The organism is Telluribacter sp. (assembly GCF_035998675.1).
GTDB lineage: Bacteria > Bacteroidota > Bacteroidia > Cytophagales > Spirosomataceae > Telluribacter.
In genome coordinates this window covers 510,272-525,928 of record NZ_DASYHI010000020.1, presented here as the reverse complement: position 1 = coordinate 525,928, position 15,657 = coordinate 510,272, and the positions used below count along the sequence as shown (strand labels likewise).

The window sequence follows — 15,657 nt, the reverse complement described above, 5'->3', positions numbered from 1 at the left end:
TTCTAAAATATTTTCTATCATTTTTTTGATAAATTCCCCCACCTTTACCATATTTGGTAATGGCAGAAGTACCAAAGCAGCAAACCGACCCGACGGAAGTCCTGATAGAACTGCACTACCTGCCCTGCCTTGCCTACTTCACCTGTCTTTTACAACACGAAAAAGTATGGCTGGAAGCCTGGGAAAGCTACCCGAAGCAAACCTACCGGAACCGTTGTTATGTACTGACAGCGAACAAAGTTGAAGTACTGACGGTACCCGTTCAGGCCGGGAGTAAGAAGGGGGCAATCCGGGAGGTTAGGATTGATTACAATCAGGATTGGATCCGGAACCACTGGGGGTGTTTTCAATCAGCGTACGGTAAATCACCCTATTTTGAATATTACGCGCCCTACCTGGAAGATATCTATCAGCGCAAACCGGAGTTACTTATAGAGTTGAACTACGAACTACTGACATTGTGTCTGCGACTTATCGGCATCCGGAAAGAAGTAGGGTACAATCTGTCATACGAAAAAAGCGTTTCTAATTATATTTTTGACGCCAGATCGTTGATTAGTGATAAAAAAGAGGCAAATGGTACTGTTTTTTACAAAAATAGGCCATACTACCAAACCTTTGGCAACGATTTTGTACCTAACTTAAGCATACTTGATTTACTGTTCAATCAGGGGCCCGAAGCCCGACAAATTTTAGCCGAATCAATTCAGCCAGCAATTGAAGTCTGATTGAACAAAGCCAGAAAAATATTCGTTACAATCTTATAGAAAGATACTAATTAATTCCTGCCTATACATGGAAGCAAAATTTTCAAATAGAGTCAAAGAGGTGATCTCCCTGAGTCGCGAAGAAGCGCTCCGGTTAGGTCATGATTATATTGGAGCGGAGCACCTGTTGCTGGGAATGATACGTGAAGGCGAAGGGGTAGCCATTGGACTCCTGAAAAAACTGGGGGTGTCGCTTGATGAAGTCCGCGTGACGGTCGAGCAGGCCACCAAAGGTTCAGCTACCAACAACGTCAAAAACCTTCAGAATATACCGCTGACGCGTCAGTCAGAAAAGGTACTGAAGATTACGTATCTGGAAGCCAAGATTTTCAAAAGCCCGTTAATCGGGACCGAACATCTGTTGCTTTCCATCCTGCGCGACGAAGATAACGTAGCTACCCAGATTCTCCATAAGTTTAATGTCAACTACGAAGTCATTAAAGAAATGTTGGAATATCAATCATCGGGTACCCGTCCACACATGGGACCCGAAACCGACGATGGCGACGACGACCCACGGGGTGGTATGTTTGGCGGCGGTTCAGGTAAAGAATCCAAGAGTGCGGAAAAATCCCGTACTCCGGTACTGGATAACTTCGGCCGTGATTTGACCAAACTGGCCGAAGTTGGTAAACTTGATCCCATCGTAGGACGCGAAAAAGAAATTGAGCGTGTGGCCCAGATTCTAAGTCGTCGCAAGAAAAATAATCCCATCCTTATCGGGGAGCCGGGTGTTGGAAAAACGGCGATTGCCGAAGGTCTGGCGCTGCGGATTGTCCAGAAAAAAGTATCACGGGTACTGTTTGGTAAGCGGGTCGTAACCCTTGACCTGGCTTCACTGGTAGCAGGTACCAAGTACCGCGGTCAGTTTGAAGAGCGCATGAAAGCCGTGATGAACGAACTGGAAAAATCGCCGGATGTGATCCTGTTCATTGATGAGCTGCACACCATAGTAGGTGCGGGTGGAGCCTCCGGCTCGCTGGATGCCTCCAATATGTTTAAGCCAGCCCTGGCCCGTGGTGAAATCCAGTGCATTGGTGCTACCACCCTGGACGAGTACCGCCAGTACATTGAGAAGGATGGTGCGTTAGCCCGTCGTTTCCAGATGGTTATGGTAGATGCTACTTCCGTGGAAGAAACCATCCAGATTCTGGAAAACATCAAAGACAAATACGAAGATCACCACCACGTCAACTACACCGAAGATGCTCTTGAGTCAGCGGTGAAACTTTCGGAGCGTTATATTACCGACCGTTTCCTGCCCGATAAGGCCATTGACGTCATGGATGAAGTAGGTGCCCGGGTACACATCAGCAATATTACAGTACCCGAAGATATCCTGAAACTGGAAGAGCAGATTGAGAATATCAAGCAGGAGAAAAACCGGGTTGTAAAGAGCCAGAAGTACGAAGAAGCCGCTCAGCTCCGCGACCGGGAAAAGAAACTGATTGACCAGCTGGACCGTGCCAAGCAGGCCTGGGAAGAAGAGACCAAGAAGAAGCGCTATACCGTTACTGAGCAAAACGTAGCGGAAGTAGTAGCCATGATGACGGGGATTCCGGTTACTAACGTATCCATGGACGAAGGCAAGAAATTGCTGCACATGGGCGACGAGCTGAAAGGCAAAGTAATTGGACAGGATCCGCCGATCGAAAAACTGGTAAAAGCTATTCAGCGTACCCGCGTTGGTCTGAAAGATCCCAAGAAGCCCATCGGTTCGTTTATCTTCCTGGGACCAACCGGGGTAGGTAAAACGGAGCTGGCCAAGGTACTTGCTACCTACCTGTTCGACAAAGACGATGCCCTCGTTCGCATTGACATGAGTGAATACATGGAGAAATTCAGTGTATCGCGCTTAGTGGGAGCGCCTCCGGGCTACGTTGGGTACGAAGAAGGTGGACAGCTGACCGAGAAGATCCGTCGCAAACCTTACAGTGTAGTACTGCTGGACGAAATCGAGAAAGCGCACCCGGATGTATTTAATATCCTGTTGCAGGTACTTGACGATGGTATCCTGACCGATGGGTTGGGTCGCCGGGTTGACTTCCGGAATACCATCATCATCATGACCTCCAACATTGGAGCGCGTGACCTGAAAGATTTCGGTAGCGGAATCGGTTTCTCCACCAAGGCGAAAGCGGAAAATCAGGACGAGATTATGCGAAATACTATTCAGAGCGCTCTGCGGAAAGCTTTCTCGCCGGAGTTCCTGAACCGCCTCGATGATGTGATTGTGTTTAACTCACTGCAACGTGAAGATCTGCACCGTATTATTGACATTTCTCTCGGAAAACTATTCCACCGCGTAAAAGGACTTGGTTATGAAATTGAGCTGACCATTCCCGCCAAAGACTTCCTGTCTGAGAAAGGATATGATCCTCAGTACGGAGCTCGTCCTCTGAACCGGGCCATCCAGAAGTACCTCGAAGATCCAATTGCCGAGGAAATACTCAAAGGTGACCTGCGGGAAGGTGATATTCTGATTGCCGACCACGATGGTACCAGCGAGCAACTTTCGATCTCGGTCCGGAAAAAGGAAGAAGAAGTAACAAACGAATAGAATCGTTGTATAAATAAGTAAAAGGCAGACCCGTCGGTCTGCCTTTTTTGTCTGTAGCGTTCCGCAAAGCGATTCATTTAGAGAGTCAACTCTAGAAACCTCCCCTTACTTTTTTGTCCGGGAGTGTCAATCATGTACTTTTGGCCTACGTATTAATTTTAGCTTTCTCTACTTTCATGAAATTATTGGAAAATAAAGTAGCTCTTGTCACGGGAGCTTCGCGCGGGATTGGCCGTGCAATCGCTGTTCGTTTTGCCCAGGAAGGGGCCAATGTTGCATTCACCTATCTGTCAAATGTTGAAAAGGGCCAGGCGCTGGAAGCCGAACTGGAACAGTACGGAATAAAGGCTAAAGGCTACCGCTCCGATGCCTCAGATTTTCAGGCCGCCGATACCCTTATCAATGACGTCGTAGCTGATTTTGGCAAACTGGACGTACTGGTCAACAACGCGGGCGTGACCCGGGACGGCCTGCTGATGCGCATGAACGAGGAGCAGTGGGATACGGTAATAAACATTAACCTTAAGTCGGTATTTAACCTCACCAAAGGCGCCATCAAAACCATGATGCGGGCCAAAAGTGGTTCTATTATTAATATTACTTCGGTAGTAGGTATTCGGGGAAACGCCGGACAAGCCAATTACGCTGCTTCCAAAGCGGGTATTATTGGCTTTACCAAGTCGGTTGCCCTCGAACTGGGCTCGCGCAATATCAGGTCTAATGCCGTTGCCCCCGGATTTATCGAAACCGAAATGACCGACGCCATTGATGCCAAAGCCATTGAGGAGTGGAAGCAGTCTATTCCGATGAAACGGGGCGGCCAGGCCGAAGAGGTGGCCGACGCCTGCATTTTCCTGGCCTCTGACATGTCGCGGTACATTACGGGTCAGGTACTACAGGTAGACGGCGGTATGCTTACTTAGGTCTATTAAACCAGCCTGATACCTGCTGTTTTAAAGAAAATTCCAGTGTTTTGTGGTTTTTGGTGGGTTTTTGCTGTCCACCTAAAACCACAGTAGGGCTTTTTATCGTTATGGTTGTATCTTGTTAATTATCTTATTGATACCCATATATACCTGAGACCTGCGCCTCACCCATGCGATCCGAACTTTTCTTTCCAACTTCACCCTGGTTCATTCTACTCTGCTTACTGATAGGAGCACTTTATGCCTTCTTTCTGTATCAGCCCGAGCCATCGTGGGGCAAGCGACTCAATATTTTTCTGGCCGTTCTGAGGGGAACGCTGGTGTCGGTTATTTGCTTTCTTTTGCTAAGCCCGCTGGTAAGGAGCACCGAGACCAGCGTGGACAAAGCCAAGATAGTTCTGGCCATTGATAACTCCCAGTCCACGGCTCAGCCGGGCCAAAGTACCCTGGCCGCGCTGAGTGAAGTACAGAGCCAATTGGCTTCGCAGGGGTACGATGTAAGTGTCCAGACGCTGGACGAAGCCGCTGGTAATGTAGAAGTTGATTCCGTTAAATTTAATCAGAAAACCACTGACCTCTCTGGCTTGCTGAATGGGGTCCGGACCAACTACGAAGGCCGCAACCTAACCGATGTTATACTGCTGTCGGATGGGATAATAAACCAGGGGGTATCTCCTGCCTATGGTAATTACCCCTTCAAGGTCCATACCGTGGCGGTGGGCGATACGGTACCCAAGCGTGACGTACAGATCAGGAATGTTACGGCCAACCGGGTAGCGTACCTGGGAAACCAGTTTCCGATTCAGGCCGATGTCGTAGCCAATGGCCTGGCGGGACGTAGTACTACCGTCAGCCTCCGGCAAGGCGGACGTACCATTGCCACCCAGAATGTGGTCATTGATAAAAATGACTTCTTTAAACCCGTTACCTTCAATACTTCTTCCCCGCAGAAAGGTGTGCAACACTATACCATTGAAGTAGGGGGAATGTCGGGGGAATTCAGTACCCGCAATAACCGGCAGGAAATATACATTGATATCATTGATGGTCGGGAAAAAATCCTGCTTTTGGCCCTGGCACCTCACCCTGACCTGAAAGCACTCCGAAGTATTATTGAACAAAATGAAAACTACGAACTGGATGTCCGGGCGCTTTCTTCCATGGGTAATCTGAACGATATTATGGAGAAGCCCTACGACCTGATTATCCTGCATCAGTTACCCGACGCGGGCGGCCTGGGTAGTGAGTACGTACGTCGTTTAATGCAGAAGAACAAGCCCATCTTTTTTATCCTGGGCAATCAGTCCGCTCCCGCTGCGACCAGTACCCTCAGCCAAACGGTTCAGATTGCCGGTAACCCCGGTCAGATTGACAAAGTAACGGGTCGGTTTAATACGTCTTTTCAACTGCTGAACCTGGACGCCGAAAGCCTGAATTTATTGGAAAGACTTCCTCCGCTTTCGGTACCTTTTGGCGAGTACCGCCTAAGTCCGGGAAGTGAAGTAGTCTTGTACCAGCGGGTAGGTACGGTGGCCACGACCAAACCCCTGCTGGCGCTGAATACGGCCGGCGACCGAAAAGTAGCCATTCTGGCCGGAGAAGGACTCTGGCAGTGGCGGCAGGAAGAGTTTTCGATAACGGAAAAGCAGGTGATCGTCGACGATCTGTTCCGTAAGGTGATTCAGTTGTTGTCAGTTAAGGAAGACAAACGGAAATTCAGGGTTTATCCGGTCAGCGCAGAGTTTGACGCCGGTGAAAGTGTGACCTTTCAGACTGAGATTTATAATGATATTTATGAAAAGATTTACGGTCAGGAAGTTCAGTTGAATATCACCGATGAAGCCGGTAAGGCCCAATCGTATACCTATACCAACTCGGCCGAAAATTCCCGGTTTGAGATCAGCGGGTTAGCGGAGGGTGTGTACCGCTACCGGGCCACTACTACCCTACGGGGAGGACAAGAGCAGGTCAGCGGGCAATTTATAGTGCGTGATATTGAAATCGAAGCTTTAAATACAACGGCCGATTTTGGCTTATTGAGGGAGTTGGCGCAGCGTACGGGTGGGGAGTTTGTTCAGCCCAACACCCTGGAAACCCTGGTACAGATGATGACCGCCAACCGCCCTCCCGACCGACTGGAAAGTAGCGAAGAAATGGTGGAGCTGGTACATCTCAAATGGCTGTTCTTCCTGTTGTTGCTTCTGGCTACCACTGAGTGGGGGCTGCGGAAGTATAGCGGTAGCTACTGATACTTCATGATAAAAATAAAGCAGGTCGTTTTAATTTTGGTAATAGCGGTACTTCCTCTCTCTGCCCGGGGAGGAGAAGCAGAGGATATGTGGCCCTCGGATTCGGTGGTGGTCAAGCGGCCGAACTATCAGCAACTACATGGTCTTTTTGCCGCCCAGACGGCCTTGTACGCCGGTAGTTTGTACGGTCTGAGCAAAGCCTGGTACAAAAACCCACTTGTGCGTTTCGGCGTAGCTGACGATACCCATGAGTGGAAACAGTTGGACAAAGTGGGGCATCTTTACACTTCTTTTCAAATTTCCCGGCATACCGCCCAAATGTACAGCTGGACGGGAATAACGCGGAAACAGGCCGTAATTTACGGGGCTATTTCAGGTTTTTTTTTTCAGACCCCCATTGAAATTCTCGATGGGTTTTCGTCGGATTATGGCTTTTCTCCCGGCGACATGGTAGCCAACCTGGCCGGGCCGGCTTTGTACGCCGGACAGGTCCTCCTTTGGGACGAAATTCGCATTCAGCCAAAATTCTCCTTTCACTACACTTCCCTGGCAGAGCAACGTCCCGGACTCCTGGGAAATAACAAAGCGGAGCGATGGCTGAAAGACTATAACGGGCAGACCTATTGGTTTTCCTGGAGTCCCCGCACCTTCTTTCCTGGCTCAGCCTGGCCCGCCTGGCTTTGTATCTCAACCGGCTACGGAATTCAGGATATGGTAGCCGGTGAAACAGATAAAAGTATTGAGCGGGGATTCAGGCCTTACCGCCAGTACTACCTGTCCCTGGATGTAGATTTGACCAAAATTAAAACCCGAAATAAATTTGTTCGTACCGTAGGGTTTTTGTTCAATACGTTGAAAGTACCAGCCCCGGCCCTGGAATTCAACCGGAACGGACTTGCTTTTAGACCTTTTTATTTTTAACTAAAATCCAGGCTCGTTGGCCCTCCCAATAACTAATGGTCCGGACTAAAAAGACATCAACAGAATGAACATTGGAGATAAAGTACGCTTTGTACACGGGCGGGAAGAAGGAATTATTTCCCGCTTCCTGCCTGGTAATCAGGTAGAAGTTGAAATCGAGGACGGATTCCGGATTCCGGTACTTCGTCAGGAGGTAGTAGTAATTTCCCCCCTGGAGGCCCAGCGACTCAAAAAGACTCCGGTACCGGAAGAAATAAAGCCCAGAACAGCCGCTACTTCGGCCAGGGGTACCGGTGTTTTTGCCCAAAAAGGAATTTATCTGGCCTTCGTCCCGATCAATGACCGCGAACTCACACTTCACCTTATCAACAACACCGACTGGACCCTGCCCTTTACTTTTTCAACCAGTCAGGAGGGGCGGCATACCGGGGGTGCTTTCGGCACGCTTGCGCCGCGTAGCAGTCAGAAATTAAGCGACTTACTCAGCAAAGAATTTGAAAATTGGCCTACCTTTGACCTCCAGGCCTTGTATTTTAAGCCGGGAGCCATGGAGGCTAAAGACCCTTTTCAGAAGCGGCTGAAGTGCCGGGCCCAGTCCTTCTATAAACGTAAGCAGCAAGTACCTGTGCTGTTGAAAGAAGCTTACCTGTATCAGCTTGATGAAGAGGGAGGTGATAGTCCCAAAGCCCAGGTACCCGTTACTGCTCAGGAACTCCGGGAGAAGATGCTTTCTCCGGAACCGGCTCCTCCATCGCTTCCGCCGGGTAGTACCGTTCGGGCAGTTGTGGATTTACACATTGATAAAATCCGGACCGACCACGCCGGTATTTCCGGATCAGAGATTTTGGAAGCTCAGTTGACCACCTTTGAAAAACAACTGGAACAGGCTATTGCGGGCGGACTGGACGAAGTGACTTTTATTCATGGTGTAGGAAATGGGGTACTGCGAAACGAACTCCACCGCCGGCTGAGCCGCCACCAGCATGTAGATTTTTTTAAAGATGCTCAAAAAGAAAAATTTGGCTACGGAGCTACCCTCGTCCGTATTAAATAAATTTGCCATAAATGGCAGCCCAGGGTACTTATGGCTGTTTTTGTGGGGAATTGTTTGTAGTTTGCATTGGCAGTGTCAACCTAAGGCGCCTCAACAGCCAGTTGCCCCCGTTGAGAAATACCTCTATTCGGATATGCAGATCCAAAACGAAAAACACATATCGGTACTGAACGTACCGGTAGAAATGCCCATTGCCGAGTTTGAAAAACAAATCAATGCGCAGCTGCAGGGACTTATCTATGAGGACAATAGCTACGAGGACGAGGGAAACGATAACCTGAAAGCAAAAGTATGGAAGCTGAACGATATCCGGGTGACTGCCCAGGATTCTACCTTCTTCTTTGATGTACCACTTCGAATCTGGGTAAGTGCAGGCTACAAAGTCAGTCCGTTGGGCTTTACCATGTCTGGCTACATGGACACCGAATTTTCACTACGTATCCGGTTTTTATCCAAGGTAGGGGTTACGCCTGACTGGCGGGTTACTACCCACACCTACGTAGATAGTTACGACTGGATTTCAGAGCCTTCCATCAAAGTAGCGGGTCTTACGATTCCTATTAAAGCCATGGTCAGTCGATTGCTCAATAAGAACTTTGAAAAAATTACCAAAGCCATTGATGAGCAGGTAAGCAAAAATATTGACCTAAAAAAGTACGTACAGCAGGCCTGGGACCTGGCCCGGCAACCTCGGCTGATGTCAGAAGAGTACCAGACCTGGCTGGTAGTGGTACCAACCTCAGTCATAATGACCCCGCTTGCTGCCAGTAACGGCCTCCTAAAGACCACCATTGGACTTAAAGGGTATACCCAGACCGTTACAGCCTCGACCCGGCCGGAAACCAGTGCAGATAGCAAGCTGCCTCCGCTCCAGATGGTAGACCGGGTCCCGGATAATTTCAGGGTAGGCCTGATAAGCCGGATAACCTACCGTGACGCCGCGCGACTGGCCAGCCAGAAGCTGGTAGGAGAAACTTTTAAGTTTAGCGGGGATAGTTATACCGTTCAGATCACTAGTATTGATATGTACGGACAGGACGACAAGCTAATTATCAAAGCCGGGCTGAAGGGAAGCCTGAATGGGTATATCTACCTCCGGGGATTACCGCATTATGATCCTGAGACTCAACTGCTCTCGCTGAAAGATATGGACTATGACCTTGATACCCAAAATGTAATATTCCGGACGGCCAGCTGGCTTTTGCAGAGTACATTCAGCCGCATGATTCAGAAAAGGATGGTATTTCCGGTTGGGGTCCAGATAGCAGAAGCACGAAATAAAATTCAGCAGGCCCTGACTCATAACCTGCTATCCAAAGGCATTGATTTAAACGGTACTCTGAATGAGATAATTCCGGATCGGGTATACCTTACACCCGGCCATATTTACTCCGTAGTGTTTGCAACCGGCAAGGTAAATCTTCGGATCGAAGGGCTGATTTGAAAGCTGGGAATCCTTTAAAAATGCGTCTTAAAACAATTATTTATTAGTTTTTGTAGTATATTAGTCGCTAATCAAAGCAACAATGTGTTAGCTTTGCAGGCAACGAAAGTAGATAAGCCGTCCTATCGCTCCAATATTTTTTGGGGAGGAAAGTCCGGACAGCACAGGGTACCGTACTTCCTAACGGGAAGGCAGCCGATTGGTGACGATTTGCTGACAGCCAGTGCCACAGAAAAGATACCGCCTTGGCATGATATTTTATGCTCAGGTAAGGGTGAAAAGGCGGTGTAAGAGACCACCGCCCGACTGGTAACAGCCGGGGCAAGGTAAACCTTACGGGCTGAAAGACCAAATAGGTACTGAGTTTGGAGCGACCCGTTCCAGCTTCCGCGCAAGCGGGACATCAGTACGGGTAGGTCGTTAGAGGTTTCGGGTGACCGAAGTCCCAGACAAATGATAGGAGAACCGGAGTAATCCGGGGAACAGAATCCGGCTTACAGGCTTATTTTACTTTCGATTATTGCTTTTTAAAGCTGAATTTTTGAATCACATAACTGGTGTTTCCTCATGAAGAAAAAGAAACTTTACGTTGTTCTATCCTGCTTGTCCTTGTTCGCTTCGGACGTATTCGCCCAGAATTACCCCTACGAAGGGACAAACAAAATGAATACGTGGTCTGTCACCGGCTATGGTGGTATTACCCGTTTTTTTGGTGATTTAAACCAATACGACTTCAAACGTGGAGAAAGGGATGATATAACGGGAGTATGGGGTCTATCACTGAACAAGCAGATCACGCCCGTTTTCGGCGCGCAGATTACTGTATTAAATGGTAGCCTTACCGGTTCAAGAAGGAACTATACTAGCCTAGTCCCTGGTGAAACTATTCCTACAAGTCGGGATTTGTATTTCAAGAGTCCATCATTTGTACAGGCTTCTCTGGATGGTACTATGAACTTAAACCGTTTGTTATTTGGGTTTAATAAGCTTCGTCGTTGGAAGTTTGATGCTCACGCTGGTTTTGGATTTATATATTTTCATACAGATGTGTTTGATATGAATACCACTCAACTCTTGGTATCATCTAACACAGAAGGTAGCTCAACTACTGCCGGGCGCTGGGAACGTAATGGTACCATATATACCCGTGAGTGGGTAGTTCCCTTAGGGTTAGCTATTCATTATGAACTTACCCGCCGTTTAGACCTGGGTTTTGATTTTGTTATCAATCATGTAAACACTGAGAAGCTGGATTTAACAGCCAGTGATCTAACACGCCATGCTACTTCTTCTGGTATATTTGGTTTTGTGAAAGGAGAATCAAAGCTTGACAAATGGGGCTACGGAGCCATTGCCCTTACTTACAAGCTGGGTCGAAACGCAGTGATGTCTAAGAATGGTGTTTACGATATTTCAAAAGGTCGTTATCACCTTCGCTGGGCCGACCCCAGAGCGTTAATTCCGCCGCCGTATAACCCAACCATGGAAGATGCCGATTCTATCGCCAAGGCCAATATGCCACCACCGGTAGATCCCCGCCTGTATACTGACTCGGATAGTGATGGAGTAGCTGACCTGTTTGACAAAGAACCCAATACCCCGGCGGGTAGTGTAGTATCGGGTGGTGGGGTGGCCATTGACCTGGATAAGTACATTCGCGACGCTATTCGTAACAACCTGCCTAAGGATGAGTGCGAAGCCCTGTTCAGTAACGTTGAGTTTGATACCGATAAAGCCATTATTCGCGAGGCTTCTCAGACGGTACTGGCTCAGGTAGTTGAGCTTCTGAATATGCGTCCTAACTGCCGCATCGTTCTGGTTGGACACGCGGATGCCCGCGCTGGTTACGGATATAATATGTCGCTGTCCCGCCGTCGGGTTGAAGCAGCCAAGCGGTACCTGATCCGCGCCGGTCTGGCTGACCCGTCCCGTATTCTGGTGGAACACTATGGTGAGTACCGCCCATTAGCACCGAATACAACCGCCGAAGGTTTACAGGCCAACCGCCGTGTGGAGATAAAGATAGAGCCAATGAATACCCTGCGCTCCACTTATCCGGCCGGTTACCGTCAGAACTAAGATATTTCAATAAAGTACTAAAAAAAGGAGTCAGGTAACCCTGGCTCCTTTTTTAGTACTGATGATGTAGTTACTGATTTTTATCGTAAATTTGCAGCCTGTTTAACCCGGAGGACGAGTTCCTCCACCTAACATTTTTAGCAGAATGGCTGTAAAAATTAGATTAGCGCGTCGTGGACGCAAAAAGAAAGCGATGTATGACATCGTTGTAGCTGACGCAAGAGCACCACGGGATGGTCGCTTTATTGAGAAGCTTGGTACTTTCAACCCTAACAATGACCCTGCTGAAGTAGTACTGGCAACAGACAAAGCAGTAGATTGGTTGCTTAAAGGTGCCCAGCCTACTGACACGGCCCGTTCTATCCTGCATCACGAAGGTGTAATGCTGCGTAAGCACCTACAGGTAGGTGTAAACAAAGGAGCTATTACCCAGGAAGTTGCCGATTCTCGTTTTGAGGAGTGGAAGCAATCCAAAGAGAACAAGAAGACCCAGGAAGCCGATGTTAAAACGCAGAAGCAGGTGTCTGAAAAAGAATCCAGAATGGATGCCGAGCGTAAAGTAAATCAGACTCGTCTCGAAGCTATTACCAAAAAGAATACTCCTCCGGCTGAAGAGGCTGCACCTGAAGAAGCTGGCGAAGAAGCCGCAAATGAGGAAGCGACCGAAGAGCAATCGGCGGAATAATTCTGGTATACTAAGTATAGATATGGGTCTGTCGGCTTGCCGTACAGACCCATATTTGTTTTACTAAGCGTAATAATTTCAAATTAAACCTGAACTACTCTTGGCACACGATAATTATTACCTGCTGGGGTACATTGTTCGAACCCACGGCACGAAGGGAGACGTCACCATTCACCTGGATGTGGACTATCCCGAAGACTACGCAGAGGTAGACTCTATCTTTGTGGAAATAAAAGGCGAGTTGGTGCCTTATTTTGTGGAGGACATGAATATCCAGAAGCAGAACAAGGCCATCGTCCGACTGGAAGACGTAGATTCCATTGAACAGGCGCAGGCGCTGGTGGGCAATGCCTTGTATATGCCCATTGAAGAACTGGAAGATCTGGGGGAGGGAGGTTTCTATTACCACCAAATCCAGGGCTACACGGTTGTGGATGAAGTTATGGGTGAATTAGGCATTATCCGGGCTATTTATACGCCTAATACCCAGGACCTGATAGCCATGGATTACCAGGGTAGCGAAGTCCTGATTCCTATCGTTGATGATATTGTTCTTAGCGCTGACCATGAAAAAAAGCAGGTAAGGGTAAAGCTCCCCGAAGGATTACTGGAAGTATACCTGAATCCTGACTCAGACGCTGAGGCTTTAGCCGAATCCGAAGATAATGAGGATTGATATAATAACCTGCGTTCCGCGCTTGTTAGATAGCTTTTTTGCCCACAGTATCCTGAAACGCGCGCAGGACAAAGGACACGCCTACGTACACGTTCATGACCTGAGGGACTACTCGACCGATAAGCACAAGAGTGTGGACGACTATGCTTTTGGTGGTGGCGCGGGGATGGTACTTCAGATAGAACCCATAGCCCGCTGTATTCGGGCCCTGCAAAGCGAACGTACCTACGACGAGATTATATACTTAACCCCGGACGGAGCAACGCTCCAGCAGGGGATTGCCAATCAACTGTCCCTCCGGCAAAACCTTTTGCTCCTTTGCGGCCATTATAAAGGCGTGGATCAGCGGGTTCGGGACCTTTTTGTTACCAAAGAAATCAGTATCGGCGACTACGTTCTTTCGGGAGGGGAATTAGCCGCCGCAGTTCTGGCCGATGCCATCATTCGGCTGGTTCCGGGGGTACTTAACGATGAGACCTCCGCACTTACCGATTCTTTCCAGGATAATCTGCTTGCTCCTCCGGTATATACCCGGCCCTACGATTTTGAGGGAAGTACCGTACCGGACGTTTTACTGTCGGGGCACGAAGCCAAAATTGAGGACTGGCGGTATCAGCAATCGGTAGAGCGCACCCGGCAGCTACGCCCGGACTTGCTGGATAAAAATTAGCCCCGGCTAACAACAGAAAACCCGCCGGAAGAGGCGGGTTTTCTGTTGTTAAAAATCCAGGTTGCAGTTGACCCACTCATCGTCAAAGCGGGTACCATACTTCCGGTAGAAACCAACCGCCGAAATATTCCAGTCAAGTACCTGCCACATCATACCGGTACAGTGGGTATCATGAGCCGCCTGAACGGTAGCGTCAAATAGCAGCTTACCAATGCCATGGCCCCGCATCGCTTCCGTAACGATAATATCTTCCATGTAAAGCCGCTTTCCTTTCCAGGTCGAGTACCGAAAATAGTAAAGTGACAGGCCGATTATTTTTTCCTCGTTTTCGGCTACAAAGAAATCATAAAGTTTATTATCATAATCCTGCTTCATACGGTCAACCGTATTGGATACCTGATCGAGGGCTCTTTCAAAAATAGCCAGCTCTTTTACAAGCTCAAATACGCCGGGAATATCTTCTAGGGTGCCTTGGCGGGTAGTAACGTTCATAGGGTGTATGGAGTGATTTGGATGCGAAACTAAAAAAAATTATAATTAATGTGTAAAAAGTTAAGGGTTTAATTAGGTGTCAAAGGCGGCTAACCTCTTTTACAACTTGACATAGCCCTCCCATTTGTCCAGAACCTCCCTAAAATCCTGGGGGATTTCCGTGTCAAATTGCATCCATTCCCTGGTTCGCGGATGCTGAAATCCCAGCGATTTGGCATGGAGCGCCTGCCGGGGCATTAGCTTAAAACAATTTTCAACGAAGGCCTTGTAACTACCGCTGGTAGTACCCCGTCGTATTTTGTCGCCACCGTAGGTAGCGTCACTGAACAGCGGGTGGCCCAGGTACTGCATATGCGCCCGAATCTGGTGGGTGCGTCCGGTTTCCAGGTTGCATTTGAGCAATGCCACGTACCTTAAGGATTTCAGTACTTCGTAGTGGGTAACCGAGTGTTTGCCCTGCGAGCCATCCGGAAAAACCGCCATGACGCGCCGGTCCTTGGGGCTACGCCCTACGTGACCGGTAACGGTACCCTTTGATTCCTTGGGTTCCCCCCATACCAGTGCGTAGTAGGTCCTTTCGATGGTATGGTCAAAAAATTGTTTGGCCAGGTGCGTCATGGCGTAGTCGGTCTTGGCAATAACCAGCAGTCCGGACGTGTCTTTGTCTATGCGGTGGACCAGTCCGGGCCGGACTTCGCCGTTGCGGGCAGTGGGCAGGTGCTGAAAATGGTACACCAGCGCGTTTACCAGGGTACCACTCCAGTGACCAAAGGCGGGGTGGACCACCATACCGGCGGGCTTATTTACAATAACCAGTTCTTCGTCTTCGTAGACAATATTCAGCGGAATATCCTCCGGAATAAGTTCCGTATCACGCGGCGGCTCGGGCAGCGACAGCGTAATAACATCGCCCGGTTTTATTTTATAACTGGCTTTGGTAGGCTTGCTATTGACCTTAACCGCTTCGGTTTCAATGCCCGTCTGAATCTTGGTTCGGGTAGCGTTGGGAACGTGCAGACTCAGGTACTTGTCCAGACGCATCAGCCCCTGGCCTTTATCGGCTACTATGCGGTAATGTTCGTACAGGTCTTCATCTTCGTCCGCACCGCTGGGGTCACTATTTTCAAGGGGCAT

At 48.8% G+C, this 15,657-nt stretch carries 13 protein-coding genes and 1 other RNA gene; 12 read left to right on the top strand and 2 right to left on the bottom strand.

Annotated elements, in window-relative coordinates; genetic code table 11:
- Positions 1-59: 59 nt before the first annotated feature.
- The 12 genes from VGN67_RS16335 (at position 60) to trmD (ending at position 14,031) form a co-directional block, all read left to right on the top strand.
- A complete protein-coding gene (locus VGN67_RS16335; RefSeq protein WP_327487921.1) occupies positions 60-728 on the top strand; it encodes a WbqC family protein in 669 nt (222 codons plus the stop codon).
- Positions 729-795: 67 nt separating this feature from the next.
- Positions 796-3,327: an ATP-dependent Clp protease ATP-binding subunit gene (locus VGN67_RS16330; RefSeq protein WP_327487920.1), complete on the top strand. Its 2,532-nt coding sequence runs from the start codon at positions 796-798 to the stop codon at positions 3,325-3,327.
- A 176-nt stretch (positions 3,328-3,503) separates the two neighbouring features.
- Complete coding sequence (gene fabG / locus VGN67_RS16325; RefSeq protein ID WP_327487919.1) at positions 3,504-4,250, top strand: 3-oxoacyl-[acyl-carrier-protein] reductase; 747 nt, start codon at positions 3,504-3,506, stop codon at positions 4,248-4,250.
- Between the two features lie 173 nt (positions 4,251-4,423).
- Positions 4,424-6,502, top strand: coding sequence for a VWA domain-containing protein (locus tag VGN67_RS16320; protein ID WP_327487918.1), 2,079 nt, complete (start codon positions 4,424-4,426; stop codon positions 6,500-6,502).
- A gap of 6 nt (positions 6,503-6,508) precedes the next feature.
- Positions 6,509-7,423 carry a DUF2279 domain-containing protein gene (locus tag VGN67_RS16315; protein ID WP_327487917.1) on the top strand — a complete coding sequence of 305 codons (915 nt, stop codon included), beginning with the start codon at positions 6,509-6,511 and terminating at the stop codon, positions 7,421-7,423.
- Between the two features lie 64 nt (positions 7,424-7,487).
- On the top strand, positions 7,488-8,477 hold the full coding sequence (locus VGN67_RS16310; protein ID WP_327487916.1) for a Smr/MutS family protein: 990 nt from the start codon (positions 7,488-7,490) through the stop codon (positions 8,475-8,477).
- A gap of 133 nt (positions 8,478-8,610) precedes the next feature.
- Positions 8,611-9,921, top strand: coding sequence for a DUF4403 family protein (locus VGN67_RS16305; protein WP_327487915.1), 1,311 nt, complete (start codon positions 8,611-8,613; stop codon positions 9,919-9,921).
- Between the two features lie 109 nt (positions 9,922-10,030).
- Positions 10,031-10,434, top strand: an RNA gene (rnpB, locus tag VGN67_RS16300) — RNase P RNA component class A.
- A gap of 54 nt (positions 10,435-10,488) precedes the next feature.
- A complete protein-coding gene (locus tag VGN67_RS16295; RefSeq protein WP_327487914.1) occupies positions 10,489-12,000 on the top strand; it encodes an OmpA family protein in 1,512 nt (503 codons plus the stop codon).
- Positions 12,001-12,193: 193 nt separating this feature from the next.
- On the top strand, positions 12,194-12,685 hold the full coding sequence (locus tag VGN67_RS16290; protein ID WP_327487913.1) for a 30S ribosomal protein S16: 492 nt from the start codon (positions 12,194-12,196) through the stop codon (positions 12,683-12,685).
- 100 nt (positions 12,686-12,785) lie between these two features.
- Positions 12,786-13,361: a ribosome maturation factor RimM gene (rimM, locus tag VGN67_RS16285; RefSeq protein ID WP_327487912.1), complete on the top strand. Its 576-nt coding sequence runs from the start codon at positions 12,786-12,788 to the stop codon at positions 13,359-13,361.
- On the top strand, positions 13,351-14,031 hold the full coding sequence (gene trmD / locus VGN67_RS16280; RefSeq protein ID WP_327487911.1) for a tRNA (guanosine(37)-N1)-methyltransferase TrmD: 681 nt from the start codon (positions 13,351-13,353) through the stop codon (positions 14,029-14,031). Before rimM ends, trmD begins: the two co-directional genes overlap by 11 nt.
- A 48-nt stretch (positions 14,032-14,079) precedes the next feature.
- Here the strand turns inward: trmD and VGN67_RS16275 are convergent, their stop codons facing one another.
- Positions 14,080-14,523 carry a GNAT family N-acetyltransferase gene (locus VGN67_RS16275; protein WP_327487910.1) on the bottom strand — a complete coding sequence of 148 codons (444 nt, stop codon included), beginning with the start codon at positions 14,521-14,523 and terminating at the stop codon, positions 14,080-14,082.
- 99 nt (positions 14,524-14,622) lie between these two features.
- The gene (locus VGN67_RS16270; RefSeq protein WP_327487909.1) at positions 14,623-15,657 is read right to left on the bottom strand and encodes an RluA family pseudouridine synthase; all 1,035 of its coding nucleotides are present in this window, start codon (positions 15,655-15,657) and stop codon (positions 14,623-14,625) included.

Coding starts and splice junctions, on each gene's coding strand:
- VGN67_RS16335 (WP_327487921.1), top strand. CDS start 60: ATGGCAGAAGTACCAAAGCAGCAAACCGACCCGACGGAAGTCCTGATA.
- VGN67_RS16330 (WP_327487920.1), top strand. CDS start 796: ATGGAAGCAAAATTTTCAAATAGAGTCAAAGAGGTGATCTCCCTGAGT.
- fabG (WP_327487919.1), top strand. CDS start 3,504: ATGAAATTATTGGAAAATAAAGTAGCTCTTGTCACGGGAGCTTCGCGC.
- VGN67_RS16320 (WP_327487918.1), top strand. CDS start 4,424: ATGCGATCCGAACTTTTCTTTCCAACTTCACCCTGGTTCATTCTACTC.
- VGN67_RS16315 (WP_327487917.1), top strand. CDS start 6,509: ATGATAAAAATAAAGCAGGTCGTTTTAATTTTGGTAATAGCGGTACTT.
- VGN67_RS16310 (WP_327487916.1), top strand. CDS start 7,488: ATGAACATTGGAGATAAAGTACGCTTTGTACACGGGCGGGAAGAAGGA.
- VGN67_RS16305 (WP_327487915.1), top strand. CDS start 8,611: ATGCAGATCCAAAACGAAAAACACATATCGGTACTGAACGTACCGGTA.
- VGN67_RS16295 (WP_327487914.1), top strand. CDS start 10,489: ATGAAGAAAAAGAAACTTTACGTTGTTCTATCCTGCTTGTCCTTGTTC.
- VGN67_RS16290 (WP_327487913.1), top strand. CDS start 12,194: ATGTATGACATCGTTGTAGCTGACGCAAGAGCACCACGGGATGGTCGC.
- trmD (WP_327487911.1), top strand. CDS start 13,351: ATGAGGATTGATATAATAACCTGCGTTCCGCGCTTGTTAGATAGCTTT.
- VGN67_RS16275 (WP_327487910.1), bottom strand. CDS start 14,523: ATGAACGTTACTACCCGCCAAGGCACCCTAGAAGATATTCCCGGCGTA.
- VGN67_RS16270 (WP_327487909.1), bottom strand. CDS start 15,657: ATGCCCCTTGAAAATAGTGACCCCAGCGGTGCGGACGAAGATGAAGAC.